General features: G+C 63.7%; 23 protein-coding genes and 1 pseudogene. 12 read left to right on the forward strand and 12 right to left on the reverse strand.

Going from position 1 to position 24,081, the window contains the following annotated elements; genetic code table 11:
• Positions 1 to 21: 21 nt before the first annotated feature.
• The 8 genes from CXZ05_RS20600 to CXZ05_RS20635 all read left to right on the forward strand — a co-directional run bounded on the left by CXZ05_RS20600 (position 22) and on the right by CXZ05_RS20635 (position 8,251).
• Positions 22 to 621 (forward strand): DUF6668 family protein, encoded by a 600-nt coding sequence (locus CXZ05_RS20600; RefSeq protein WP_102974325.1) that lies wholly within the window; start codon positions 22 to 24, stop codon positions 619 to 621.
• Between the two features lie 11 nt (positions 622 to 632).
• Positions 633 to 902: a hypothetical protein gene (locus CXZ05_RS20605; protein ID WP_102974326.1), complete on the forward strand. Its 270-nt coding sequence runs from the start codon at positions 633 to 635 to the stop codon at positions 900 to 902.
• Positions 903 to 929: 27 nt separating this feature from the next.
• Positions 930 to 1,676, forward strand: coding sequence for a hypothetical protein (locus CXZ05_RS20610; RefSeq protein ID WP_102974327.1), 747 nt, complete (start codon positions 930 to 932; stop codon positions 1,674 to 1,676).
• Between the two features lie 223 nt (positions 1,677 to 1,899).
• Entirely contained in the window at positions 1,900 to 2,940 is a 1,041-nt protein-coding gene (locus CXZ05_RS20615; protein ID WP_258006669.1) for a hypothetical protein, read from the forward strand.
• Complete coding sequence (locus CXZ05_RS20620) at positions 2,927 to 4,435, forward strand: SCO6880 family protein (protein WP_102974328.1); 1,509 nt, start codon at positions 2,927 to 2,929, stop codon at positions 4,433 to 4,435. Before CXZ05_RS20615 ends, CXZ05_RS20620 begins: the two co-directional genes overlap by 14 nt.
• Entirely contained in the window at positions 4,435 to 6,030 is a 1,596-nt protein-coding gene (locus tag CXZ05_RS20625) for a helicase HerA domain-containing protein (protein WP_258006670.1), read from the forward strand. Before CXZ05_RS20620 ends, CXZ05_RS20625 begins: the two co-directional genes overlap by 1 nt.
• Complete coding sequence (locus CXZ05_RS20630) at positions 6,027 to 7,796, forward strand: type IV secretory system conjugative DNA transfer family protein (RefSeq protein ID WP_102974330.1); 1,770 nt, start codon at positions 6,027 to 6,029, stop codon at positions 7,794 to 7,796. The genes CXZ05_RS20625 and CXZ05_RS20630 overlap by 4 nt, the downstream gene beginning before the upstream one ends.
• 11 nt (positions 7,797 to 7,807) lie before the next feature.
• Positions 7,808 to 8,251 carry a DUF4913 domain-containing protein gene (locus tag CXZ05_RS20635; RefSeq protein WP_102974331.1) on the forward strand — a complete coding sequence of 148 codons (444 nt, stop codon included), beginning with the start codon at positions 7,808 to 7,810 and terminating at the stop codon, positions 8,249 to 8,251.
• Between the two features lie 407 nt (positions 8,252 to 8,658).
• On the opposite strand, the gene CXZ05_RS20640 is transcribed toward CXZ05_RS20635, so the two are convergent.
• The 4 genes from CXZ05_RS20640 to mobC all read right to left on the reverse strand — a co-directional run bounded on the left by CXZ05_RS20640 (position 8,659) and on the right by mobC (position 12,729).
• Positions 8,659 to 9,189: a hypothetical protein gene (locus CXZ05_RS20640; protein WP_146033128.1), complete on the reverse strand. Its 531-nt coding sequence runs from the start codon at positions 9,187 to 9,189 to the stop codon at positions 8,659 to 8,661.
• A 239-nt stretch (positions 9,190 to 9,428) separates the two neighbouring features.
• Positions 9,429 to 10,661, reverse strand: coding sequence for a hypothetical protein (locus CXZ05_RS20645; RefSeq protein ID WP_102974333.1), 1,233 nt, complete (start codon positions 10,659 to 10,661; stop codon positions 9,429 to 9,431).
• Positions 10,662 to 10,691: 30 nt separating this feature from the next.
• Positions 10,692 to 12,332, reverse strand: a complete 1,641-nt coding sequence (locus tag CXZ05_RS20650; protein ID WP_102974334.1) for a relaxase/mobilization nuclease domain-containing protein — start codon at positions 12,330 to 12,332, stop codon at positions 10,692 to 10,694.
• A 4-nt stretch (positions 12,333 to 12,336) separates the two neighbouring features.
• Positions 12,337 to 12,729, reverse strand: coding sequence for a plasmid mobilization relaxosome protein MobC (gene mobC / locus CXZ05_RS20655; RefSeq protein WP_180987479.1), 393 nt, complete (start codon positions 12,727 to 12,729; stop codon positions 12,337 to 12,339).
• A gap of 224 nt (positions 12,730 to 12,953) precedes the next feature.
• On the opposite strand from mobC, the gene CXZ05_RS20660 reads away from it, so the two are divergent.
• The 3 genes from CXZ05_RS20660 (at position 12,954) to CXZ05_RS20675 (ending at position 15,501) form a co-directional block, all read left to right on the forward strand.
• A complete protein-coding gene (locus CXZ05_RS20660) occupies positions 12,954 to 13,292 on the forward strand; it encodes a hypothetical protein (protein ID WP_102974336.1) in 339 nt (112 codons plus the stop codon).
• Between the two features lie 976 nt (positions 13,293 to 14,268).
• Positions 14,269 to 15,045, forward strand: a complete 777-nt coding sequence (locus CXZ05_RS20670) for a hypothetical protein (protein WP_146033129.1) — start codon at positions 14,269 to 14,271, stop codon at positions 15,043 to 15,045.
• 252 nt (positions 15,046 to 15,297) lie between these two features.
• A complete protein-coding gene (locus CXZ05_RS20675) occupies positions 15,298 to 15,501 on the forward strand; it encodes a hypothetical protein (protein ID WP_146033130.1) in 204 nt (67 codons plus the stop codon).
• A gap of 39 nt (positions 15,502 to 15,540) precedes the next feature.
• On the opposite strand, the pseudogene CXZ05_RS20680 reads toward CXZ05_RS20675, so the two are convergent.
• Positions 15,541 to 15,745 (reverse strand): annotated as a pseudogene (locus CXZ05_RS20680) (cold-shock protein).
• 328 nt (positions 15,746 to 16,073) lie between these two features.
• Between CXZ05_RS20680 and CXZ05_RS20685 the strand changes: the two are divergent.
• The gene (locus CXZ05_RS20685) at positions 16,074 to 16,349 is read left to right on the forward strand and encodes a hypothetical protein (protein WP_102974339.1); all 276 of its coding nucleotides are present in this window, start codon (positions 16,074 to 16,076) and stop codon (positions 16,347 to 16,349) included.
• 409 nt (positions 16,350 to 16,758) lie between these two features.
• Here CXZ05_RS20685 and CXZ05_RS20690 read toward each other — a convergent pair whose 3' ends face one another.
• The 7 genes from CXZ05_RS20690 to CXZ05_RS20720 all read right to left on the reverse strand — a co-directional run bounded on the left by CXZ05_RS20690 (position 16,759) and on the right by CXZ05_RS20720 (position 23,766).
• The gene (locus tag CXZ05_RS20690) at positions 16,759 to 16,968 is read right to left on the reverse strand and encodes a helix-turn-helix domain-containing protein (RefSeq protein ID WP_258006672.1); all 210 of its coding nucleotides are present in this window, start codon (positions 16,966 to 16,968) and stop codon (positions 16,759 to 16,761) included.
• A gap of 8 nt (positions 16,969 to 16,976) precedes the next feature.
• The gene (locus CXZ05_RS20695) at positions 16,977 to 17,240 is read right to left on the reverse strand and encodes a hypothetical protein (protein WP_102974340.1); all 264 of its coding nucleotides are present in this window, start codon (positions 17,238 to 17,240) and stop codon (positions 16,977 to 16,979) included.
• A gap of 14 nt (positions 17,241 to 17,254) precedes the next feature.
• Complete coding sequence (locus tag CXZ05_RS20700) at positions 17,255 to 17,704, reverse strand: ABC transporter ATP-binding protein (RefSeq protein ID WP_102974341.1); 450 nt, start codon at positions 17,702 to 17,704, stop codon at positions 17,255 to 17,257.
• A gap of 86 nt (positions 17,705 to 17,790) precedes the next feature.
• A complete protein-coding gene (locus tag CXZ05_RS20705; RefSeq protein WP_102974342.1) occupies positions 17,791 to 18,315 on the reverse strand; it encodes a single-stranded DNA-binding protein in 525 nt (174 codons plus the stop codon).
• Between the two features lie 36 nt (positions 18,316 to 18,351).
• Positions 18,352 to 18,633 (reverse strand): glutaredoxin family protein, encoded by a 282-nt coding sequence (locus CXZ05_RS20710; protein WP_102974361.1) that lies wholly within the window; start codon positions 18,631 to 18,633, stop codon positions 18,352 to 18,354.
• A 398-nt stretch (positions 18,634 to 19,031) separates the two neighbouring features.
• Entirely contained in the window at positions 19,032 to 23,123 is a 4,092-nt protein-coding gene (locus tag CXZ05_RS20715; protein ID WP_102974343.1) for a DEAD/DEAH box helicase family protein, read from the reverse strand.
• Positions 23,110 to 23,766 carry a hypothetical protein gene (locus CXZ05_RS20720; RefSeq protein ID WP_146033131.1) on the reverse strand — a complete coding sequence of 219 codons (657 nt, stop codon included), beginning with the start codon at positions 23,764 to 23,766 and terminating at the stop codon, positions 23,110 to 23,112. The genes CXZ05_RS20715 and CXZ05_RS20720 overlap by 14 nt, the downstream gene beginning before the upstream one ends.
• Positions 23,767 to 24,081 lie beyond the last annotated feature (315 nt).

Below are 24,081 nucleotides of genomic sequence, written 5' to 3' on the forward strand. Positions count from 1 at the left end.
TGAGAGTTGAGAGGAGGAATCATGCAGCAGACCCTGAACCCCTGGGTGACCCGCCCCACGGCCGATGAACCGGCAGAGGAAACACTGGACGCGGCTGTTCCGCCCGCGGCGGTCATCAGCGCCCCGCTGCGGGGCATGATCGAGCCAGACGCGGCAGACCGGCTGGCGTCCCGCAACATGGCCGGCACAGCAAGGCTCTGGGTTGTTGGTACCCATGGGGGAGCGGGTGAAAGCCGGATCGCTGACCTTATCGAGTCTGCCCGTTCGACGGATCATTGCTGGCCTGTTCTTACCAGCGGCGGCAAGCCGCGGGTGCTGCTGGTCTGCCGGGCAGACATGCGCGGCCTGACAACTGCTAGGAACGCGCTCACCCAGTGGGCGTCAGGCGCAGCCCCCCAGATCAACCTCCTCGGCCTCGCCGTCCTGGCAGACGCCCCAGGAAAGACACCCAAAGCACTCCGGGACTTCGCCGCCCTCGTAGGCGGCGGGGCACCGAGGCTCTGGACCTTGCCCTGGGTGGACGCCTGGCGGCACACCGACACCACAGCGCTGCCAGCCATCCGCGAATACCAGCGCTTCATTACCGACGTGGCCGCCCTAGCCACGGCAACCAACCACTGAAAGGTCTCACCATGAACACGTTCACCGCGCTCTCCACCAGCGTCATTCCCAACCCCACCCCCGTCGTCCCCGAGCAGGCCGGCGGCCTGCTGACCATCCTGAACTGGGCCTCCGGCATCGGCCTGGTCCTCGGCGTCCTGGGCGTCATCATCGTCGGCATCGGCATGGTCATCCAGCTCCAGCGCGGTGAAGGCGCACAGGCCATCGGCAAGCTCGGCTGGGTCCTCATGGGCTGCATCATCATCACCGGCGCCGCAGGCATCGTCCGCGCCTTCGTCTAAGCCACCACCATCTACGGGAGGTTCCGTATGAGCCAGTCAACAGAGAGCACCACCGAAAGCAATCCGTTCACCAGACCCGGCTTCATCATCGCGGCCGCGCTGGTGGTCGCACTGGTTGCGGCAGGGATCGTCATCTTCCTGCTCCCCAAAGGACAGAGCAACGCGGAGCCCGCACCGGCTACAAGCAGCACAGCCACCGCCAGACCCAGCGCTTCGAGCGACGGAGGAAAGAGCATTTGCGGGCTGCCGTCTTCCTCAGAGACCTCACTGGGTACAGCGCCCACCTCACAATGGGAGTTGGTGGGCAAAATGGCGACCCCCACAGATCCTGAAGTTGGTCCCGGCAAAACCGATACGAACGGCTTCCGCTCATGCTTCGCACATTCACCCACCGGGTCCCTCTACGCGGCTATGAACGTCGCTGCCCTTGGATCCTCGGGGAATCCCGACATTCTCAAGCAGGTAGCGGACAAGCTTCTCGTCCCGGGAGCCGGTAGAGACGCCGCGTTGAAGGAGACGGCCAGCGGCACCTCATCCAGTGGCAGCAGCACAACGATTCAGGTGAAGGGCTTCCTGCTCAAGTCCTACACACCGTCGGAAGCCTCCGTCGACCTCGCCTTCGCCACGGAAACGGGAGCCTTGGGCCGCACAACCTTCTCCATGCGCTGGATGGACGGAGATTGGAAGGTCAAACCCGCAGACGATGGAGCCACCTTCGGCCATATCTCCCAGCTCAGGGACCTGAGCGGCTTCATCCTCTGGTCGGGAATCTGACATGGCTGAATGCAGTTGGGGAGACCTGGGTTGTGGCTTCGGCAACGCACTCGAAGACATAGCCAACGATGCAATCGGGAACTTAGCGAAGTCCATCATGGAGGGAATGAGCCAGATGGTGACGACTCTGTCTACCTTCTGGGTGTCCATGCCGACTGTGAATCTCACCAGCGAGGATGGGGCAACGGCCAGTCCGGTCGTATCCGCTGTAAACAGCGAGTTAATGCCTTGGACGCTGGCCCTGGCAGTCCTCGCCGTGATCATCGGAGGCATTCGAATGATCTGGGAGCAGCGCGGGGCGCCCCTGAAAGATCTGCTTCGTTCGCTGCTCACCCTTACTTTGGTATCGGCCATAGGCCTTGGCACCATCTCGATTCTGGTCATTGCCGCCGATGCCTTCGCCAGCGCCATTATCGAACGATCCACGGACGGCAAAGGGTTCGCCGACGCATTCCAGAAAATCGCGGCTATTCACACAAGCGATGCGGTCTTCATCCTCATCATCCTTGGCTTGATCGGATTGATTGCATCCCTGGTCCAGATCGTTCTTATGGTCGTCCGCAGCGGCATGCTGGTGATCCTGGCCGGCATCCTGCCCACGACCGCCGCATTCACGAATACGGAGATGGGCAGGCAGTGGTTCCAGAAGGCAGTTGGCTGGACCATCGCCTTCATCCTCTACAAGCCGGCTGCCGCCATCGTGTATTCGGTCGCATTCCTGTTGATGAGCAAGACCAGCGGGAAGGATGCCCTGATCGGCTCCATCACGGGGTTCACGTTGATGATCGTCGCCCTGTTCGCCCTTCCAGCCCTGATGCGGTTCGTCACGCCAATGGTGGGAGCCGTTGCCGCTGGCAGTGGGGCAGCAGCAGGAGCAGCCGTAGGTGCCCTTGCCACCGGGGCTGTGTCCATGGGCCGAGTTGGCAGTGGACGGGGCAATGCCTCACCCACCCCAGCAAGCAGCAGCACAACCAGCACGAACGCAGGGAACTCTCCCAAGGGCAGTTCCGGATCTTCAGGCCCCCGCGGCGGGGGAGGGCAGCCAACGCCTGGCTCTTCGGGCCCGGGCGGCGCCGCTGGCACCACAGGCAAAGCGGGAGCGGCAGCACCGGCCGGGGGTGCTGGGGCCGCGACCGGAGCGGCAGCTACGGGCCCGGCTGGCATGGCCGTAGCCACAGGCATACAGGTGGCATCCAGGACATCAGAGGCAATCAAGACGACCGCGCAGGATTCAACCGGGGAGGGCCCCAGTGGCAGCAATTAACACCGAATACAAGGAACCGTCCTACGGCAACTGGCGCGTTCCGCGCTCAGCCGGACTGGGCAATCTCGGTGCTATCGGCACCGGCATCGTCATGGTCGGCCTGCTCCTGGGCATTGTCAGCTTCGCGATTTGGGGCCTGTTCGTCGGCCTGGGGGTCCTTGCCCTAGCTGGCGCTTGCGCTCTGCTGTTGACAGTCAAGGACAAACACGGCCAGTCCGCCGTGGACCGTATGGGTATTCGCGTAGCGTTCAAGGTCTCGAAGTCGTCTGGGACCAATCTGTACCGATCGGGGCCGCTGGGCGTGACCGAATGGGGCATGTACCAGCTCCCCGGGCTGGCAGCGAAGTCCACCCTGTATGAGTTCACCGACTCCTACAAGCGCCCTTTCGCCATGCTGCACGTACCGGCCACCAGCCACTTCACCGTGATCTTCTCCACCGAACCGGACGGGGCCTCCCTCGTGGACCCGGAGCAGGTTGATGCTTGGGTGGCGAACTGGGGCGGCTGGCTCGCCGGTCTGGCCGACGAGGCCGGCCTGGACGCCGCTGCCGTTACCGTCGAGACCGCTCCGGACTCGGGGTACCGGCTGCGGAACGAAGTCATGATGAACATCGACCCGAACGCCCCGCAGTTCGCCAGGGACATGCTCCACGAGGTCGTCGAGACCTACCCGGAAGGATCGGCCACGGTCCGCGCCTGGGTATCCCTGACCTTCAACGCATCGCTGCGTGCAGGGTCGAAAAAGCGCACCCCTGAAGACGTCGCCCGTGACCTGGCCTCCCGGATCCCCGGCCTGTCGGCCCGGCTCCAGTCCACCGGTGCCGGGATCGCCCGTCCCATGTCGGCGCAGGAACTCTGCGAGGTCGTCCGCATTGCCTACGACCCGCCTGCCGCGCTGATCATTGACGAGGCCCACGCCGCCGGCACCCCGGTATCGCTGACCTGGGACGAGGTCGGCCCCACCGCGACGCAGGCCAGCTGGGACGACTACCGCCACGACTCCGCGTTCTCGGCCTCCTGGACCATGTCCGGCGCCCCGCGCGGGTCGGTGAACTCCTCCGTCCTGTCCCGGCTGCTGGCACCGCACGGGGACATCGACCGCAAACGCGTCTCCCTGCTCTACCGCCCAATGGATTCCGCCCGCGCCGCAGCGGTAGTCGAGCGGGACCAGAACAACGCCAACGTCCGCATCACCTCCGGTACCCGCCCTTCCGCCCGTGCCCTGGTCGATGCCCGCTCCGCCGTGCAAACCGCGCAGGAAGAAGCCCAGGGCGCCGGACTGGTGAACTTCGGCATGGTCGTCACTGCCACCGTCACGGACAAGGAACGCCTGCCCGACGCCGTAGCAGCCATTGAACAAACCTCGGGCACCGCCCGGGTCCTGCTGCGCCGCGCTTACGGCTCCCAGGACACTGCCTTCGCCGCCTCCTTGCCCCTGGGGCTGGTCCTGCCCAAGCACAGCATGGTGCCCTCCGAGATTAAGGACGCGCTGTAATGGCACCCACGAGGCTTTTGACAGCAAAGAAGTCAAAGACAGTAAAGACAGCAAAAGCAACGGACGACACCCCGAAGCGTCCCGCACGGGAAGCCGGTCCGGGATCAAGGGGTTGGACCGGGCGGGGCGGCGGTATGGCCCAACTCCTGCCCTCCGTGCGGGAGTACCGGGGAACAACCGTTCAGGTCTGCGGTCTGTGGCCGTTCTCGTCCGGCGCATCGTCTCCCATGATTGGGGTGCCGCTGGGCCGCCACGAGGAAACCCAAGCCACCGTCTGCTGCGACCCGATCAGCTGGTTCCAGCGCGCACGACTGCTTTCCAACCCCTCGGCGTTCATCCTCGGCAAGCCTGGCCTCGGGAAATCCACGGTAGTGCGGCGGATGTTCATCGGCCTCTCCGCTCAAGGCGTGCACCCCCTGATCCTGGGCGACCTCAAAGGCGAACACGTCAAAGCCGTGAAAGCCCTGGGCGGCCAGGTCATCAAGCTCGGCCGCGGCGTCGGCTATATGAACATCCTCGACCCCGGCCAGGCCGTGGAAGCGGCCCAGCTGCTCGAAGACAGCGGCCACCACGAGGACGCTGCCCGGGTCCGCGCCGACGCTCACGGCCGGCGCCTGACCATGGTCGTATCCCTCATCACCATCAGCCGGAACAACCCGCCCACGGACCAGGAACAAACGATCCTGGACCGGGCGCTGCGCGTCCTCGATGAACGCTTTGACGGCGTCCCGGTTCTGAAGGACCTGCTCGACGTGATCGTCTCCGCGCCGGACGAGCTGCGCCAGGTCGCACTGGACCGCGGCGACATGAACGTCTACCTGCAGGAGACCCGGGCGCTGGAAGCAACCCTGCTCGGTCTGACCGGCGGCGGGAAGCTCGGCGAAATCTTCTCCCGGCAAACCACAAACCCGATGAAGCGTGACCGGGCCGTGGTCTTCGATGTCTCCAGCATCGATGAGACCGAAACCGATCTGCAGGCCGCCGTGCTGCTGGCTTGCTGGTCCTACGGCTTCGGCACCGTGAATGTCGCCAACGCCCTCGCCGACGCGGGGCTGGAGCCGCGCAGGAACTACTTCGTGGTTCTGGATGAGCTGTGGCGGGCCCTGCGTGCCGGCAAGGGCATGGTTGACCGGGTGGATGCCCTGACCCGACTCAACCGCTCCGTCGGCGTCGGGCAGATCATGATCTCCCACACCATGTCCGACCTGCTGGCACTGCCGGCCGAGGAGGACCGGATGAAAGCCCGGGGCTTCGTCGAACGCTCCGGCATGGTCATCTGCGGCGGGCTGCCCGCTTCCGAGATGCCGCTGCTGACCTCCGCGATACCGCTGTCCCGGCAGGAACAGCAAAAGCTCATCTCCTGGCAGGACCCGCCAGCGTGGGACTCCCGTGGTGTAGACGTCGAGCCGCCAGGGCGTGGGAAGTTCCTTATCAAGGTCGGCGGGCGCCCCGGAATCCCGGTGCAGGTCAGCCTGACCTCCGTGGAGCATGGCCCTGACGGGGTCAACGACACCGACGGGAAATGGCACGCATCCCCGGAACCGATCATGGATCCAGCCGCACCCATCGTGCCAACTGAAGGAGGCTCATTGTGAGCGCACCGAACCGCAAAGGCATGGGCCTCGGTGATGCCATCCTCGTGTGGCTGGCCATTGGCTTTATCGTCGTCTTCGGCGGCGGCACGTATGCGGCCGCACACATTGGCTCGTGGATGGCCGGCATCGACGCACCGCCCGCCCATCCCGTTGACCTGATCGCCGGACTTATCAAGGGCAAGGTGCCGTGGCCGGCCCAGGCCACCATCGTTGTCTGCGTCATGGCCGGACTGGTCCTAGCCCTGGCCGTCGTCGTACTGGTCGCCTGGCGGCAGGGTGCGTCCAAGCGTGCCCGGGTGGACAAGGCCGCCCGTTACCTCGGCCGCGGAAAATCGTTGGCTGCGTTCTCCGAGAAGGGAGCGCAGGCCAAGGCAGAACGGCTGGGAATCAAGGACAACCCCGGGATCGTGGTCGGCAAGGTCGTCTCCACCGGCCAGAAATTCATCCAGTCCTGGGAAGACCTCAGCCTCGACATCTGGGGGCCCCGGACCGGTAAGTCGACCTCCCGGGTGATGCCTGCGATCCTAGACGCTCCCGGCGCTGTCGTCTCAACCTCCAACAAGCGCGACGTCGTGGACGGGACCCGTGGCGTCCGCGAGGCCACGGCCCCTGTGTGGGTGTTCGATCCGCAGAAGATCGCCCAGGAGGAACCGGACTGGTGGTGGAACCCCCTGTCCTACGTCACCGACGAAGAGAAGGCGTATAAGCTCACCCAGCACTTCGCCGTCGGTTCCCGGGTTCCTGGGTCAAAGCCGGATGCCTACTTCGACCCCAAAGCCGAAGACATCCTTTCCTCCTACTTCCTCGCTGCAGCACTGGGCGATCTGCCGATCACGCAGGTGTACCTGTGGGTGACCGAGCAGGTCAGCCAGGAACCCATCGAAATCCTCCGGGAGCATGACTACGAGCTGCAGTACAAGGGCCTGGAGTCCACGCTGAAGCTGGCAGACAAGCAACGCGACGGTATCTTCGGCACCGCCGAGAAGATGATCCAGTGCCTCAAGAGCCGCAACACCCTTCGCTGGGTCGCCCCAAGCGGTGGCGCGGGCGTGAGAGGAGATGCCCGTCGCCAATTCGATCCGCACGCGTTCGCCGCATCCCAGGAGACGATCTACATCCTCTCCAAGGAAGGAGCAGGCTCAGCCGCCCCACTGACCACGGCGCTGACCGTGGCCATTGCTGAGGCGATGGAGGAACGGGCCGAGCGCAGTGGGGGGCGCCTTCCCAAGCCGGCCCTGTTCGCCCTTGACGAGCTGGCGAACGTAGTTCGCTGGGCCGGCCTTCCCGATCAGTTCAGCCACTACGGCTCCAAGGGCCTGATCGTCATGGGCATCCTGCAGTCCTGGTCCCAGGGCGTCGAACTCTGGGGCGAAGCGAACATGCGGAAGATTTGGTCCGCCGCGAACGTCAAGGTCTACGGCGGTGGCGTCGCCGAAGAAGGCTTCCTCCGCGCACTTTCTGACCTGATCGGCGACTACAGCTACATCAACGTCTCCGTCTCATCAGGGAAAACCGGATCCAGCCGCTCCCGGCAGGAAAGCAAGGAACGAATCTTCGACGTCTCCAACCTTGCCGAGCTGGACCGCGGCCGCGCCGTCGTCCTCGCCTCCGGCGCCCCAGCCACGCTGGTCCGCACCATGCCCTGGTACACCGGCTCCCACAAGGACGCCGTGGAAGCGTCTATTAAGAAGTACAGCCCGCAGCCGGAGGACGAACCGGTACCGGTGGCAGCGGCACCGGTAACCAATCCATGGGTGACGGGGTAGGGGAGTAGGGCATGACTATCGAGATTGGCCGCTTCGGTGAAGCTCCCAGCTCAGACGTAGAGGACACCGGCGCTGACGGCGGCGAGCAGCAGAAGCCCCCGCAGCTGGTCTACGGCTCGGCCGAGGAATTCCTGCACGAGCAGCTGCTGCCCACGTACGTCCGTGACGTGGACGGTCGGGCAGCGAAGTGGTGCATTGAATGGTACTTCCACCCGGAGGCCGTGTCCCGTGTAGAGGCGCTATGGCGGGCCTGGGAACACCTCAGGCTCGACGGAGCCACCGGCATCAGCGTCTGGTTCAAAGACCACGCCGACCACCACATGAGCGTCCTTCTGGATCCCCGAGGGCCGTTCTACAAATGCGATATGCAAAAGCACCGCGACCCCGAACACCTTGAACCCAAGAAGGCACCGCTCGGATGGTTCCCCGATGTGCGGGCTCAGCAACCCAAGTAAGAATGCCCACGAGAACGTAAAGGGCGGAGACGGCCACCGGGCTGCCTCCGCCCTAATGCATCCATACGGGCAGCACTCAGCTTTTTTCCGGCGGGTCGAAGGTAAGGAATCCATCCGGCGGCTGGATCCCGCTGAAGTAGGCCATATTTTCTATGGTGTTCAGCGTGAAAAGCTCTGTGTACCTCATCCTGTCCACAAGAGATGTCTGCCGTCCATCCAACTTGAAGCCAGCCCACAGTGGACCCACTCGAAGACGATCTCCATCACGTCGGGTTCGGTTTTCAACGGCCCGCTGCGGAACGGTGAATCCTTTGCCACGGCCTCGTTCTTGAAGAGTGCGGCATCAAACCCGGGACGGTTCACCGAATAACCTTTACGTGCGGAGGCGGTCGGCAACAGACGCGGACCTACACATCTCTCGGGAAAAGCCAGCCCGTGAACGGGCCATCGAACATGGCTAGGCCGACTTCTGCGGCCGTCATGACCATGTCACAGAAATCCGTCTCAGCGACCCGGGTTCCTCCAACGCGCGTCGACATCCAAACCTGCTTGGAGTCTCCCGCACGAACGAAGCCCGGGAAATCCTTCTCGATCCTGCTGACTTGCCGATCTTCGGGCCTGATCTTAATGTGCATCGGACGCGGTTGTTCGAGGGGTGCAATCGCCGCATGGATCTGAACACCTACGCCGCCAGGCCTAGGCATCAGGTAAATGGTGACGACCTTCTGCGCCACTGCTGTGGGCGTGTGGCCAGACTCTAGTGGTACCTCCCACCGCGTCATACCGTTCGCCTGTGGAACGGCACGACCGTTGAGGAATTGACCGCGCATGGAGAAGTCTTGCGCATCGAACCTATAAAAGACGACATCGATCCAAGGCTGCTGCCCCGATCGGAATCGAATCCGGACGTCACCATCGTCGTCATAGCTCCAGGTCATGCCAGCATGGTCGAGCGCTGGGCCGATCTCGAGTAGGGATGTTGCGCGAGTCAGATCCATGCCTTGTCTCTCTCCAATGCCGAAATAGGGTGTGGGGCGTCCAATATGCCGTACCGGCACAGGGGCTCTTGAAAAAAGATATCGGAGCACTGAATCGTCCCGGGTTTGATGCTCTAGGTCGCGTACGGGAGAGGGCACCCAGAGATTCTGGGTGCCCTCTCGTCGTCCGGTCCTATCGTTTAGCGGGAGAGGCCGCCCTTGCCTCGTTCAGCGCCCACTGCTGCCCCTGTGCGGGACTTTCTGGCCTTTGCTGCTGCCTTGCCCTTGGTGACGGCTGTGCTGGGGTGTGTACCCTCGCTGCGGGCCGCGGTGAGTCGGCCGCGGATCTGTGCTTCGTTGGCGCCGGTAGCCTCCAGGGACTCCGCGAATTTTGCATGGTGTTCGGCTGACCCGTAGCTGCCAGCTGATGCGGTTTCTGCTTTGAGTGCCTGGTCTTTCAGTTGGCTGCTGTCGTTGCCTGTGACGCGGTTTTCGATTTCGCGGCCGACGCCTTCGAGTCGGGCGAACAGTTCCTTTTCGGCTCGTTCATACCGTTGCTCCAATGACGTAACTTGCGAGCCGGTGAAGCCGCCCTCAGCCAGGAGCTTGGCTTCGTGCAACTCCTTGGCTGCTTTCACGAACTGAGGATCGTTGAAGTGGGATTCGCCGGCACCGTTGATGTTCGCGGTGGTTTCTTTGCGCAGCTGCTCGATGTCGGGGCCGTTGATGCCGTCCTTGCCGATGAGGAACAGTCGCTCCTTGATGTCGGCGTCTGCAGCCTCAGCCGCCTTGGGCGTTTTCGCGTTGTGGGCACGTTGCAGGGCGTGGGCCAGTTCGGGGTTTGCCAGGTACTCCACGGGAACCTGGTGGCGCTCCATTTCAGGTGCCAGCTTCGTCGCTTGGGCGCGAAGTTCCTCTGCCTGTGCAGCTGCGATCAGCTGCATGGCTTTCTCGTGTTCGGCGGCGGCTTTCCGTGCTTCTTCTTGGCTGCGTGCCAGATCGTCCCGACGGGCGTTTTCGGTCGCGATGGTCGCGATTCCTGATTCAAGGTAAGCGGTGTCCGTGCCGACGTCATGTGTGTCGATGCCGTACCGGGCAAGCACTTCTTCACGGATTTTTGTAGAGGCTTCAAGGGCGGTGGGATCGTGGTCTTTCCAGCCTTCAGCGACGCCGTGTGCCGTCGCGATGTCGGCCGGCTGTGCTTTGTCCCACCACTCGTCTTTCTGGACAGCTGTGAGGACGGCACGGGCTGAGCTGCGTTCAGCCACAAGGCGCGCCTGGGCTTCCCGTGCAGCCTGGGTGTCCAGGTGTTCCTGCTGCCGCTGAGCTTCCTGCCGGCGTCGTACCAGCGTCTCGGCGATGCGCGAGGCGACCATCAGAGATTGCCGCATTCCGTTGTCGAGAAAGTCGTCGATGCCGTCTGATTCACTCATGGTGTTCCCCTTGCACTAGTGGTGTGATTCTTATCGGTCGAGTCCAGGCCCGGTGCCCCGGTTGGGCTGATAGGTCTTGGCTGGTGTCGCCGGTGTGGGTGTCGTGGGGACCACCGAACCGGGACGAATTGGAGCCATGCCGCGGCGTGCAATATCAACTGCACGAGGCGGCACCGCAGCCGCTTCTGCAGACTGCCGTTCTGCTCCTACGGGAGCAGCAGCCTTGGGCATCGTGGCAGTGAACGGGGCAAGCTGGTTCCCGACTACTGCCCGGATGCGCTGGGCTTCTCGGGCACGGCCGGACTGGGCATGCATCTCGTACAGGGCGAACGCGGTGTTGATGAGCTGAACCATGAGCGCCGTTTGCGCTGCCGTCTTGTTCTTGCTGGACGCTGCCATGAACAACATGGCGGTACCGGCAATGGACGGAAGTGCGACCGGCTTGCTGTACTGCCGGGGGTTGCGCAGCTGCGCCGTCCGGGACAGCTCCGCTGCTGTTGCGGCCAGTGGACCGGGGGTAGGTTCGAGCCGATAGGACCATGCGGCGAATGCGCCGGAAACTTCCCTGGCTGCCTTGGCCCAGGTGGCGTGGTCGTCCCGCGGGATGTTGCGAAGCTGGTCGGCCAGTGCGGTCGCGTTCCGTGTGTATTCCACCCATGCCTGGGCCGGCGGTGTGGCGTTCTCCGGTCCTGTCCTTGAAACGGTTCGCTTGTTACGGGCCGCTGCATTCCACTCGGCAGCGGCTTCAGTAGCGAGCTGGGGTGAGTCCATCCATTCCTGCCGAAGGGCACCCAGTCTCAGGTCCGTGGCCAGGGTGCCGCCGCCGAACCAGATGGGCCGTTCCCCTTGCTTGGGACGTTCGGCAACGGAGTATCCGACGATAACGTCGGTGGTGTTCTTGGCGTAGCGGGGGCGCACCAGCATTCCGGTCTGACGGGCCCGCCGGACGAACTCTCCTTCGGTGGCAGAGGATGTGGCGCAGGCCCTGACTTTTCGCGCCAGGGAGACGCGGTGCATCTCGCGCTCGTCACGGACGGCTGTGGCCTTCTCACCTCGGTCGTAACCTCGGGTGGCGTGCACCGTGGAGAGCTGTTCCAGCCCGTACTTAACCTCCAGCTCACGGCAGGTCTGTTGGGCCCTTTTGTAGTCGCCGTGGGTGGATGCTTTAGTGCCGTCTTCGCGGACCAGGGACACGGCGATGTGGATGTGGTGGTTCCCGTTCTCCGAGGTTCCGTGGTTGATCGCGGCCCAGCGGCAGCGGGCCTTTCCGCTGGTCTCGGTGAACCCCATGGAATCCACGAAGTCGTTGGCGATATCACCCCACTGCTGGTCCGTCAGCGCGCCTTCCTCAGCGCGCAGGCTCAGCGAGCAGTGCCACACGCTCGCGTCCTTGTAACCGACGTGAACGCGTTCCTTCTTGGCCGCATCCCATTGCATGTCCTTGATCTGCACCGAGACACCGAAGACCTTGCGTGGGCGGTCAAGGTGCTTGGCAATGGCAATGGCATCATCCTTGTCCAGGACTCCATCGTCGTACCACGCCATGATCGCCGCGTCGCCAGCCACCAGGTGCGGCTCGGAGTGCGCGTTCTTCGTCTTATCGGAGTCTGTGGACGCCAGGTAGACCATAAGGCCGGCCATGCGCGAACCGCGGGTGATGTTCGGAATCATCGGCCTACATCAGCCCGTCAATGGCGTCGTCAATCCGCATGGCAACTTTGCGGATGTGCTTGAGTGCTTCCCGCGCCTCCAGCGGGAACTCGCTGGTTGCATTGGCCTGCCGTGCGAGCTGGTTGATGTTGTTCGACGACCGGGCCAACAGGTTGTGCAAGGCCATCAGTTCCGCCGCGATGGCACGGCGCTCCGTAGGAGAATCAGAATGCTCCGACAGTGCCGCCGAAACCAGCAGGTTCGGCACCGTGACCTTTTCGCGCTCGGCCCTGGCAACGAGGGCAGCTTCCTCCTCGACCGTGACCCACACGTCACGGCGCTTCTTACTGCCGGCGGGAGTGTTCTCACGGCGACGGCGGGAGAGCTTTGGACGGCGAGTGCTCTCCTCCTCCGACATGCCAACTCCCCCCCTTCCAAAGGCCCAGCGCAGCGACCCCGAACGGGGACCCACAAGCCAGTGTGCCAAACGTCGACGCAGGAGCCGTGCAGGACACGCCCATTTACACCCGTGTAAATGTATAGCTTGCTCCGCGAAGCCGGTCGTGTTGGTTTTCTCACCGCGTGCGCGGCACGCCGAAAAACCTCCGGCCCTAAGGGCGGGCCGATCGATAGAGTCGGGGCATGGACATCAACGACATCGCCACTAAAGCGGCCGCCAAAATCGACGCTGCCCGAGACGCCAAGGTAAACGCCGTGAAGAACGCCGCAGCAAGCGGCGTCGAACTCCAGGAAGCAGCCCAGCTGCTCGCAGCAGCCGAGCAAAAGTACGCCAAGGACTACCAAGCCGCCCTACGCGCCGACTGGACCGAATCCGACCTGCGTGGCTTCGGGCTGGATGCTCCGAACAAGAAGGCCGGCGGGCGTCCCCGCGGCACCAAGGCGGCGCGCCAGGGAAAAGCCGCTGACGAGACTCCCCGTGAGAACGAACTGGTTGACGCCACCGCCTCCACCAACATGTAGCCCCTCGTCCACATGGGCACGGCAAAAGCTAAATCCTCCGGGCTTTTCCCGCACCCATGTGGACGACTGGACCCACCCGACCGGTTGCACACAAACGCCAGGTCACCAGAGCCGGGCCGTCGCCGCCGGGACCGGCGAATGTGCACAACCTCGACCACGCTCGGTCACCAAACGGATAAGTCCCCCATGGTCCAAGACGTACGCTGCCGGCCCACCCCAGCCCCCGGCTGGTTTTCCTTCAGCAGGGACGACACACACCGTCCTGGCGGGGCAACGTTTGGCAGCGAAAGAACCGCGATCAGTGAGGCGCTTCTAAGACGCTCGGGGGGCTTCCAGCCCGGTTACGGGCGGTGACAACCACAAGCTGCAGGGCGGCGCTCATCACCACCAAGTACCGCAGGCCCGCGTGATCCAAGCAATGGAACCTGGCGCAGGTTAAGACCCACACGAAGAATGGCCGGCACCCCGTCTTTGGGTGCCGGCCATTCTTCGTTTCGAGCTTTGATCCTTAGTCCTCCGTCGCATCATCATCGAGCTCGCCGGCTGCGATGCGTTCGGCGGTGCGCCGGTAGGCCTCGGCGATGTAATCCTCGACGTCCTGCCGCCCAACCCTCCACAGGCCCCTTTTATCTTGCCTCGATTGCGTTGAAAGACATGTTGGTTTAATCCTCGGTCTTCTTCGTTGCTAACGCTTTTTCCCTCAACTGTGAGGCTGGCGGCTGCCGGCTCACTGAGCAGCCTCTCGAGACGCGCCAGCCGGGTGGGGACCTGGCTGCGGGGTGGGCGGTATCCGGACTGCAAGGGTCCCCGGGCTTTCCCTAAGCATTGCCTGTCACAGTCGGGTTATCAGGTTCTGCCGCTGGGGCTGAACCGCCGTTACCCTGCCACCGTGGCCGGTCGTCGCTGACCTCCGACGCCGGCCACGGTTCCGGGCCCGGTGGGGGCGTGATGCCGCTTTAGGAAGCAGGTGATCAGGATGAATCGATTGGCCACCACGGGCAACATCACTTGGGATGGGCGCCTGGAGGACTTCAAGGGCAGCGACACCACCCAATACGTCAGGACGGCGGTTGACCTCGCCAGGACCTGCGGGGCGTGCCCGAGTGAACTGACGCCCGGCGGCCCGGTGTCGTTGGTCGTGGAAATTATGCAGAGCACCGCACCTGACGGCTCGGAATTCCTAACCTTCACGGATTTCGTCTGCCACCGATGGTGCAGTGATCCGGCAGTGGTGGTGCGGCAGACGCCGTGGGAGCCGCACGAGATGTCACCCATTGCGGTCCGGGCGGTATTTACACAGAAGTCTTCTGCCGGCCGCACCAGGGCGGTCCCGGTCCTGGCCTACACCCTGGACCAGGTCCTGAGCTTCCGGGAAAACGGCAGTGAAATGATCTCCGCCCTGGTCTCCCTCCTGCTTTCGCGCGGATTCCAGTTGGCCATGAGCGCTGACTACTCGGCCATTCTGCAGCAGGCACAACCAACGGCGACCAACTGCACGTGCACCCTGACGCCGGCGGGTCTGCTCCGCTTCTCGAGCGCCGGCGAAGTCCTCTACCGCGAACAGCTCAACCCCCAGGACGCAGATGACGCTGAATGGATCACGGCAGCAACAGCCGCCGGGAGGATCCTTATCATCAGTGGAGACTACCTAAACATCACGGATACAAGTCTCGACCTCCGAACGGCCGCCCGGCGGGGGACGCTGGTAATCGGCACAGTCCCTTTCAACGACAGCGCCCAGAAGTCCGCCTGAGAGGCCGATTCCCCAAGGCACCCGGTCCGGGAGGACTGCACCTTGCCGGGCGCCCCTGCCGGCCTCCAGCTTGCAGGCCCGTTTGGTATAGGAACCACTGTTCAGCAAGACAGGTCAGGATTCTGCGCCCGGTATGGCGCTGCTCTCCCCGCCATATGGTTCTCGATCAGCCTTTTGCATCGATCGCGGCCTTGAAAGGCTCCACCCCGTAAGTGCCTCCCGTCAGGACAGATACTGGGCAGTAAGCTGACCATGGAAGCCGAAGGGGGAACATTGAAGCTCACCGTGCACATTGTGCAGGCCATCGATGGCCGGTTCGACCTGCGGGTCTTCGAACTGCCAGAGCTTGCAGCTCAGGCCCGAGGGGTCGACGAAATCCCAGATGCCGTCAAGGACGCTGCAGCAAGATTGACCGGCCGCCCCAAACACGACTTCGACATCGAAGTCAGGTACTGACGGTCCCAGACCAAGGAACGAGTGCCCCTGGCGGCGCAATTACAGTGGGCGGATATTTTCGGCTTGCGGGCCCTTGGGGCCGTGGGCCACTTCGAACTCAACTTTTTGGCTGTCTTCCAGCGACCGGTAGCCTCTGCCGACAAATGCGGAGTAGTGCGCGAAGATCTCTCCGGATCCATCGTCCGGGGCGATAAAGCCAAAGCCTTTTTCGGCGTTAAAACCATTTCACGGTGCCTGTTGCCATCTGATCCCCCAAGGAACTTCTACGTCTCACCGCAGCACTGCAGTGCCAGCGCGCGGAGATCTTCCTCCGCTGGTCTCCAAAGATAGGGCCAGCTTTCCGTCGGGCACAAGGGACCCAATGGCGGGAGCGGGACCGACGACGGAGCTGGGGGCCGCTGGCATGGGGGACACCAGTCGGCTGTCCGCCGCCGGCCAGTTTAAACTTTACGCCGGTGCAGGGTGAGCAGTGGCCCTTACCGCCATGCCCGCCTTGCCGGTGACCGGCTCTGAGGAAGGCCTGGGGGAACCTTCGGAGGTTATGGTTCGGCTGGCGGCATCGCAGGTTTCGAGTGGGATTTGTAGGGTGGCAGGTCGGCCGCGTCCTGGACATCGCGGAGGTGTGCGAGCAGAGCCTGTTCGGGATGTCCGGGGTTTTCCGCCAGGTGCTCGAGCAAGGAGAAGTAGATGCCCGGATCGAGGTCCGGGTCAGCGAGCATTTCGTTGATCAGTTGCCTGAGCTGAAACCGCTGAAGTCCGTCCTGGGCGGGCTGGACCGGCCGAGCTGGATGCGCCCCGCCCGGCATTGCGCGGGGCGGGACGGGCCACTGCCGGCGGTCGCCCAATGAGGGGAACTCGAGAATCGTCATCAGTCCTGCCCCTTTCGTCTTGCGTTACTGCCAGTCTGCCGCGGCGTCGTGGTGCTTTCCCGGCAAACCTTGGACGTTGCGGGGGGTTCGTCCTTCCGCCCCCGGCCGCTGTGGCGCACCCGCCATGTTTGATCCGCCATTCCTGGAAGAGCGGTATCGGTTTCTAGGGTTCATCGGGGTTTCCGCAAGGTTCGGGTGACACGATCCATGCATCTGGCCGTTGAAGCGCTCTCCGGGCCAGTCCGCCGGGCCGGCGAATGCTCCCCCCGCTATGGCCGGCCCGGCGGGATTTACGCGCAGTCGGTACCGGACAGCCGCCGGAAGTCATCTGGCACCCGCCCCCAACGAACCTTACGAACCTCACAGAAAACAGTCGCTGCCACCAGAGCTAAACCGCCGCAACGGCGGGCAGGATCCACGCGTATCCAGAAAATGGAGCAAGATAACCGCGGCCCCCGAGCTGGAGTGCGCGAAGCTCCCCGGCCTTGATGAGGCCGCGTATGAGGCTGGCCTTCACGTTGAGCTCTTCGGCAGCTTGCTCGATCGTCAGGAAGCGGGGCTTGTTGCCCTGGGTCTGGTTCATTTCATCGGGGGACATCTCCACGGCTATTTATCCTCGCTTCGGTGCATTTCATCCATCGTTCTCTGCCCTCGACGCAGCTCGCCTGCCCCCACCGGAGGCCAGGCCTTGCCGGCGTTGTACTTGCGCTGCAGGCGCTTCACCTCGCGCATCGTCGCCCGGACAATAAAGTCCGAAACGCTTGCGTCGCCTTCCTGCAAACCTGCCGCCTTGAACGCTGCCCGGACCTGCCCGGCCTGGTCCTCGGTGTAGTACGGCGTGAAGGCAGGAAACCGCTTCGGTTTCGCCATCAACAAGCTCCTGATTAGAGGGTTCGCAACGCGCTGGGCCACGGGTGCAGACTGTCCAGGTAGCCCTTCCCTCGGGACATGGAACCATCTGGGCTAAAGCGGATGTCTGAGTGCTGGTGGCTGCCGCCGGCATGCGCGATAGCAGCCAGGACCAAGTCCAGATTCTCCCGATCCAAACCCGACACGACGTCGCCCAAGGCGACGGGAACATCTTCAGCCAGGGACGCGGCCAACATCAGGAAACGCCGCTCGCCACCGGAGAACACGCCTGCCTCTTCCGGGATGCCCGCGAAGTCGATCCATGCATTTACCTGGCTAGGTCCTTGCGGCTCGGCGCTCGTGTGCACCCAAGGGTTACCGGGGGCAGCAAACTTCCCACCAAAGCCCCGGATCAGCAGCTCAGTAGCCGCCTCGATGGTGTACATGCCTCTAGCCCAGGCGCGGAGGTCATCTGCATGCGTCATTGGTACGTCCTTGCTCGTGTTTTGAAGGTGAAGTGGCGAACCTGTCGGGGTCAGCGTATCGGCTGACCCCGACAGGAGCAGTGCGTTTAGAAAGGAGGTTCGGAGTCAGGCCCGTTGCCCCAGCCACCTGCCGTGGCGTTGGCGGTCGGCAGGCCCCACGGGTCGTCCTGCGGCTGGGACGAACCGCCCTGGTTGCCGCCACCCTGGCCGCCGAAGCCGCCGCCAGCCTGCCCGCCCTGGTTGCCGCGCTGGGTGCGGTTGACCTTGGCGTTCGCGTACCGCAGCGAGGGGCCGATCTCGTCGACTTCGAGCTCGATCACGGTGCGCTTCTCGCCCTCCTTGGTTTCGTAGGAACGGGACTTCAGCCGGCCGGTGACGATGACGCGCATGCCCTTGGTCAAGGACTCCGCTACGTTCTCTGCCGCCTCCCGCCAGACACTGGCGCGGAGGAAAAGCGTCTCGCCGTCCTTCCACTCGTTGGACTGCCGGTCGAAGGTCCTGGGCGTTGAAGCGACGGTGAAGTTCGCGACCGCAGATCCGCTCGGGGTGAACCGGAGTTCGGGGTCGTTGGTGAGGTTGCCGATAACTGTGATGGTCGTTTCGCCTGACATGGTTTCGTCCTTTTCTCTTAGTTTCGTTCTGGCGGATTAGTTACTGCGGGTAAGACAGTTGCGGTGGTTCATGGCGGCTGTGACGAGTTTGTCGCGGCGTAGACCGGACCAGTGGTCCTGGTCGTCGGTGTTGTTCACGACGACGGGCGCCTGGGAGTAGCCGAGTTCGGCGGTGACGTACTCCAGTGCTGCCGGCACTTGGGTGATGTCCACGGTCGTGTAGGTGATGCCCTTGGAGTCGAAGTAGTCCTTCGTCTTCTCGCAGTTGGCGCAGTCGGGCTTGGTGTAGACCGTGTAAGCGGTAGGTGAAGCAGTCATTTTCAGCACCTGGTTTCGTATCAAATGAGTTTCGTTCGTCTGGGTGACTTGCTACCTCAATTCTAGCAATCATTCAACTGAATGAATAGGGGTTTTGCCGCGGATTGTAGGGCTTTTTTCTAGCACTTTTTTGTCGAACAGATCGCTTCCTGCCTTTTGGACCACGGCTACGGACGGTGAGCTCCGCCGCCGGCTACTGTGGTCATCCCCGCAGGTTCGCCGCGACCGCAGCCCCCCTGTGCCTGAAAAGCCCCCCGGGCCCGCGGGGTGATGGTGGCACCTGGCGGGAATAGCAGCGCTGAATGGGTGGCGTCCCTGCTGAGGGAAGATTCACCACGGCGGGACGGTTCGCCGGCAGCGCAGGGTGTGGACCATGGGGAACGTGACCGCGTGCTCTGTCACCGCTCCCAGCCCGGGCTCCTGTCGCGAAGCGGCTGAGTGGTTCGGGTGTGCCCAGGGCCGCCGGCGGAAGGACCTTTGGTGCCGGGCCGGGAGGGGAAGCTGGCGGCAAGTAGACGCCTATGCTTCTCCACCGTTGGGTCCATTTCGCTGGTGTTTGGCGCTTCTTGCGGTTGGGCTGGTTCGATGGAGGCTTTGAGTCGTTCGTCCAGCTCTGCGCATTTCGCCCGCGCCTGGGTGAGTTTGTCTTCGTATTTGAATGGCTTCCCGGCCTGTTTTTCCACGTCGGCGAGGACGGCCTTTTTCTCTTGAATCGTTTGGCGGAGCTGCGCTTCATAGTCGGGCAGCGCGGCCACTTTGTTTTCGAGCTTGGTGATGATTCCGCTGCTTCCTTCCAGCAGTTCCGTCCGGGTCAGGACCAGTGGAGGGGCAGGCACATCTTTAATGGTGATTGCCAGGTCCTGATAGGAGCCGAGCCGGGAGTGCTCCCCTGCGTTGCGGACCTGCAGCTGGTGCCCGCCGAGGTTGGCCAGCGTTCCGTAGTCCCGTTCCTGCCGGTAGTAATTGCCGTAGTCCGGGGTATGGGTTCGGACCCACTCGGAGATGGCGGCGACCGCTTCTGTGCGTTTGGTGTAGGTTCGCCCGTCGATTGATGAGGTGAAGTTCTCTCCGGCGGTGGAGGTGATTCGGGGCAGTGCCGCCTGTACCGCGGGCAGGGCCGTTTCTGCCCTGGTGATGGCGGCCTCAGCTGAGGATCTGGTCCAACCAAGGGTGCTGTGGCCCTTTTCGTGGGCACGCTTGAGGCGTTCGAGTTTGGTCCGCTCAGCGTCAGCTTCGATCTTCTCCACGACGAGCGGGTTGCCGCTGGTTGCTGCCTTGATTTGGGCAGCGTTCAGCGCCAGGTCCCCAACGTCCTCGATTTCACGGATGTCCAGGCGGCCGCGGAGGACCTGTTGGATCATGGTGGCTTTGCGCTGGATTCCGTCCCAGGCCGCGCTGTCGTAGCTTCCGACGGTGGCGTACTGGAAGTTGTGGACCTCGGCGTTGGCGTTGCCTTGGCGGATGATGCGCCCGTCGCGCTGGGTCAGGTCTGCCGGCCGCCAGGGGCAGGTGACGTGATGGATGGCTTTGGCGCGCAGCTGCACGTTGGTGCCGGTGCCCATCATCGCGGTGGAGCCGATGAGGACGGCGACTTCTCCGCTGCGGCACTGGGCGAAGAGCTGTGCCTTCTGGTCCGGTTTGGGCGCTTCCTGGATGAAGCGGATCTGTTCGGGCTGGATCCCGCCGGCGACCAGCTGGTCTTTGATCTGCTGGTAGGCGGTCCAGACGGGTTTGCCGTCCGGGCCGGTGTCTTTGGAGGGGGTGCCGAGGTCGCAGAAGATGATCTGCAGCGCACCTTTGGTGGTTGATGGGGTGCCGGACTCGAAGCTGGTCTCGTACTCGTTGTCCCGGTTTTCTGCCCAGACTTTCAGGGTCTTGGCGACGACCTGGTCGATCTTGGTTCCGGATTCGGGTTCGATACCGACCATCCGCAGGTCTAGGGCGGCCTTGCGCCCGTCGTTGTAGACGTTCAGGGCGTTGTCCGCGCCCTTTTCGGCCCAGCCGGAGAGGGAGTCCAGCCGGTCCGCGAGGCCTTTCATGTAGTCGGCCAGTTCGGGCGGCTGCGGGATGAGCACCAGTTCGGGCTGGCGTTCGCCGTCGCCGGGGCGGCGGGCCAGGTCGGGGGTTTTCAGGTTCAGGTCTTCGGAGAGCTTCACGTCGGCGAAGACGTGGAAGCTGCGCAGCATCTCGGGGACGTTCTTGAACTTCGCGAAGCGCGGCTTGTTCTTCAGGCGTCCGCCGGCGTCCATCTCGATCGCAGTGACGGTTTCACCGAAGGTCGCACCCCACACATCGAAGTTCTCCACTCCGGCGGCCTGGAGAAGGTCCGGACGGAGGTAGCGCTGCATGACGTGGGCTTCAGTGATGGAGTTGGCGATGGGGGTTCCAGTGGCCATGGTGACGACCCGCTCACCGTGGACACGGCGCAGGTACTCCAGCTTCAGATGCATGTCCGTGGCCCGCATGGAACCGGCGATTTCGGCGCCCTTGATGTTCGTGACGGTTCGAAGGTTTTTGTAGTCGTGCGCCTCGTCGACAAAGAGGTAGTCGACGCCGGTGTCTTCAAATGTCAGGCCCGGATCGGGGGCGGTGTCCATGAGCCGTTTCATGCGTTCTTCTTCGGCCTGAAGTTTGGTTTCCAGCTTCTTGATGGTCGTGCGGTCCTCACCCTCCGCTTGGGCGTTGACGATGGTCTGTCGGACGTCGGCGATGATCGATTCCTGGTAGGCCTCGATGGTTTCCGCTTTGACGCCGATGCTCTTGAAGGCCTGCTGGGTCATGATGATGCCGTCCCAGTCGTTGGCCGCTGCCCGGGCGACGAACTGGCGGCGGGCAGTGAGGTCACCGCTCTTGGTCTTAATGTCATCCGAGCCTGCCGAGAGCAGCCTCGCCTGCGGGTACAGTTCCAGCCATTCGCGGGTGAATTGCTCCAGCATGTGGTTTGGTACGACGATCATCGGTTTGTTCGCCATGCCCAGGCGTTTCAGTTCCATGGCCCCCATGACCATCTCCGCCGTCTTGCCGGCACCGACTTCATGGAAGAGGCCAACGGCCGGTTCTGAGATGATCCGGGCGACGGCGGTGCGCTGGTGAGGGTGTGGTGTGAAGGTTTTTGCCAGCCCGGGCAGGGTGAGCCGGCCGCCTTCTTTGGTGTAGTCGCGCAGCGCGATGGAGTTGAAACGGCGGTTGTACTCCTCGATGAGGCGGCTGGCGCGCTCCGGGTCTTCCCAGACCCACTCGGCGAAGCGTTCCTGCAGGGCTTCGGCCTTCTCCTGCGCGGCTTCGGTTTCTTCGAGGTTGGCAATCATTTTGCCGTCCTCGTTTTTGTCCTCGACCTGGATGCTCTTTTGTTCCAGGATGCTTTGAAGCAGGTCGGGGGCGGGCCTCCGGCCTGTCCCCCATTCATTGGTGGAGCGGACGGTTCCGCGGTTGGCTTTCACGCGCCAGATGCCGCCGCCGACGCTGGTGACGGTGGCGTTGGGGTCGGCGAGGATGTCCTGGACGAAGCGCTGGTGTTCCTCGGGCGAGATCCAGACGGCTCCCAGCCGGGCCTCGACGTCTTCCATGCCGACCTTTGGCGGCTGGACTTCTTCCAGGGCCTGGACGTTGACGTTCCAGCGTTCGTCCTCGGCCGCGGCCGCCCGCGCGGCGTCGAGCTTGGTTCGGACGTTCCCGGACAGGTACTCCGGGGCCGTGACCAGCTTGCCGGTCTCGGGGTCATCGAAGACAAGCGTTCCGAGCTGGTCCCGGGCTTCCTCTTCGGTCACACCCAGCAGGTCTGCGATCTGCTCCAGCTCGGGAGAGCCGTAGGTGTCCAAGGTGATGGCGAGGGCTTCGTCGACGTTCTCCGCACCCATGATCGGTTTGCGGGCCACGACCTGGCGGTGCTGCAGCAGGGCGGCCGGGGTTGCGGTCTGTGTTTCGTCGTTGAAGTTCTCCAGCGCGCCGGGCAGGGAGCCGAAGGGATCCTTAGCGCTCAGGAGCCGGAACGCCGGAGATAGCCGGCGGATGACGATGTCCTCGCCGGTCTCCTTGTCCGTGCGTACGGATTCGGTGTAGCGGTTTACGGGCCCGTGCCTTTGGACGAACGCGGCGTAGCGCGTGGCCAGTTCTGAGCGCAGGGAATCCAGTTCGGGGGTGTCCTCGCTGTCGGAGGCTTCCATCTCCAGCAGGGACCGCGCGCCGTCACGCAGGCCCAGCAGGTCCCGCAGCTCTGCTGCGTGTGCCTTGGGAACCGCCAGTTCTTCTGCCTCTCCGGCACGGACGATGGTAAAGGTCCCATCGGGCAGGGCGTTGATGGTGCCGTCCCACTCCGGGCCGGCGGCTGGCAGCAGCGCGGCTGCGGTTCTCCCTGGTGTGCGTTCTGCAGGGGTATGGCCCAGGTCGCGCTCCAGGGCGTCAGTGACGATGACGTTGAGCCGGTCGGCCAGCAGCTGCGGTACGGCGGAAAGGTCATCGGCTTTGACACTGATGGTTTCATCGCCGTACATGCCATTGCCGACGGTGATCGTGCCCAGGACGTTCTGGGGGGTTCATGTCGAAGTAGGCGTTAATCTTGATGTTGCGGTCCCCGATGATCGCGGGAGTGACCCGTTCCCATTCGGTGTTCATCGGTTCACGGCCGGGTTCGCGCTTGCGCAGCAGCAGCAGGTCGGTGAGGGCTTCTGTGCCGGCGGCGCGGCGGTGGGCGCCGGTGGGCAGCCGCACCGCCCCCACCAGGTCGGCCACCGCGCTCATCTCCCGCCTCGAGGTGGGGTTCGCCGCATCCATGGTGAAGCTCGACGTCAGGACGGCCACGTAGCCGCCCGGTTTCACCGCCGCGAGACTCTTGAGGATGAAGTGGTTGTGCATCGAGTGGCGGGAGTCAGGATTGTGCGTCTTGTCGTACAGCGCGTTCTTGCTGAACGGGACGTTCCCGATGGCGAGGTCAAAAGAATTGGACTTGATCGGGGTATCGGCGAACGACTCGCTGCGGATGGTCGCGTGCGGGTAGAGCCCGCGCGAAATTGACGCTGTCAGCGGGTCGAGCTCGACACCGGTCATACGGGCCGATTCGGGTGCGAAGCCGATAAAAGTGCCGGCCCCGGACCCGGGTTCCAGCACCTCTCCCCCGGTGAAACCCAGCCTGTCCACGGCTGACCAGATTTCCTTCACCAAGGCCGCGTCCGTGTAGTAGGCGTTGGTCGTGGTCCGGGAAGCAGCTGCATACTCCCGCTCGGTCAGGACCTCCCGGAGCTGGGCGCGTTCGGCAGCCCAGTCGTCCTTGTCGAACAGCTGGGGTACGGCTCCCCAGCTGGACCACTGCGCCAGGGCCCGCTGCTCGGTTTCAGTGGCAGGCCGCTGGTGTTCCTCCAGTTCCCGGACGATGCGGATTGCTTCGAGGTTCGCGGCGAAGCGTGCCTTCTGCCCGGACGGGGCGAGGTCTGTCTGGGATGCGGGGCGAAACCG

It is taken from the genome of Arthrobacter sp. AFG20, assembly GCF_002892795.1.
In the GTDB taxonomy this organism is placed as follows: domain Bacteria; phylum Actinomycetota; class Actinomycetes; order Actinomycetales; family Micrococcaceae; genus Arthrobacter.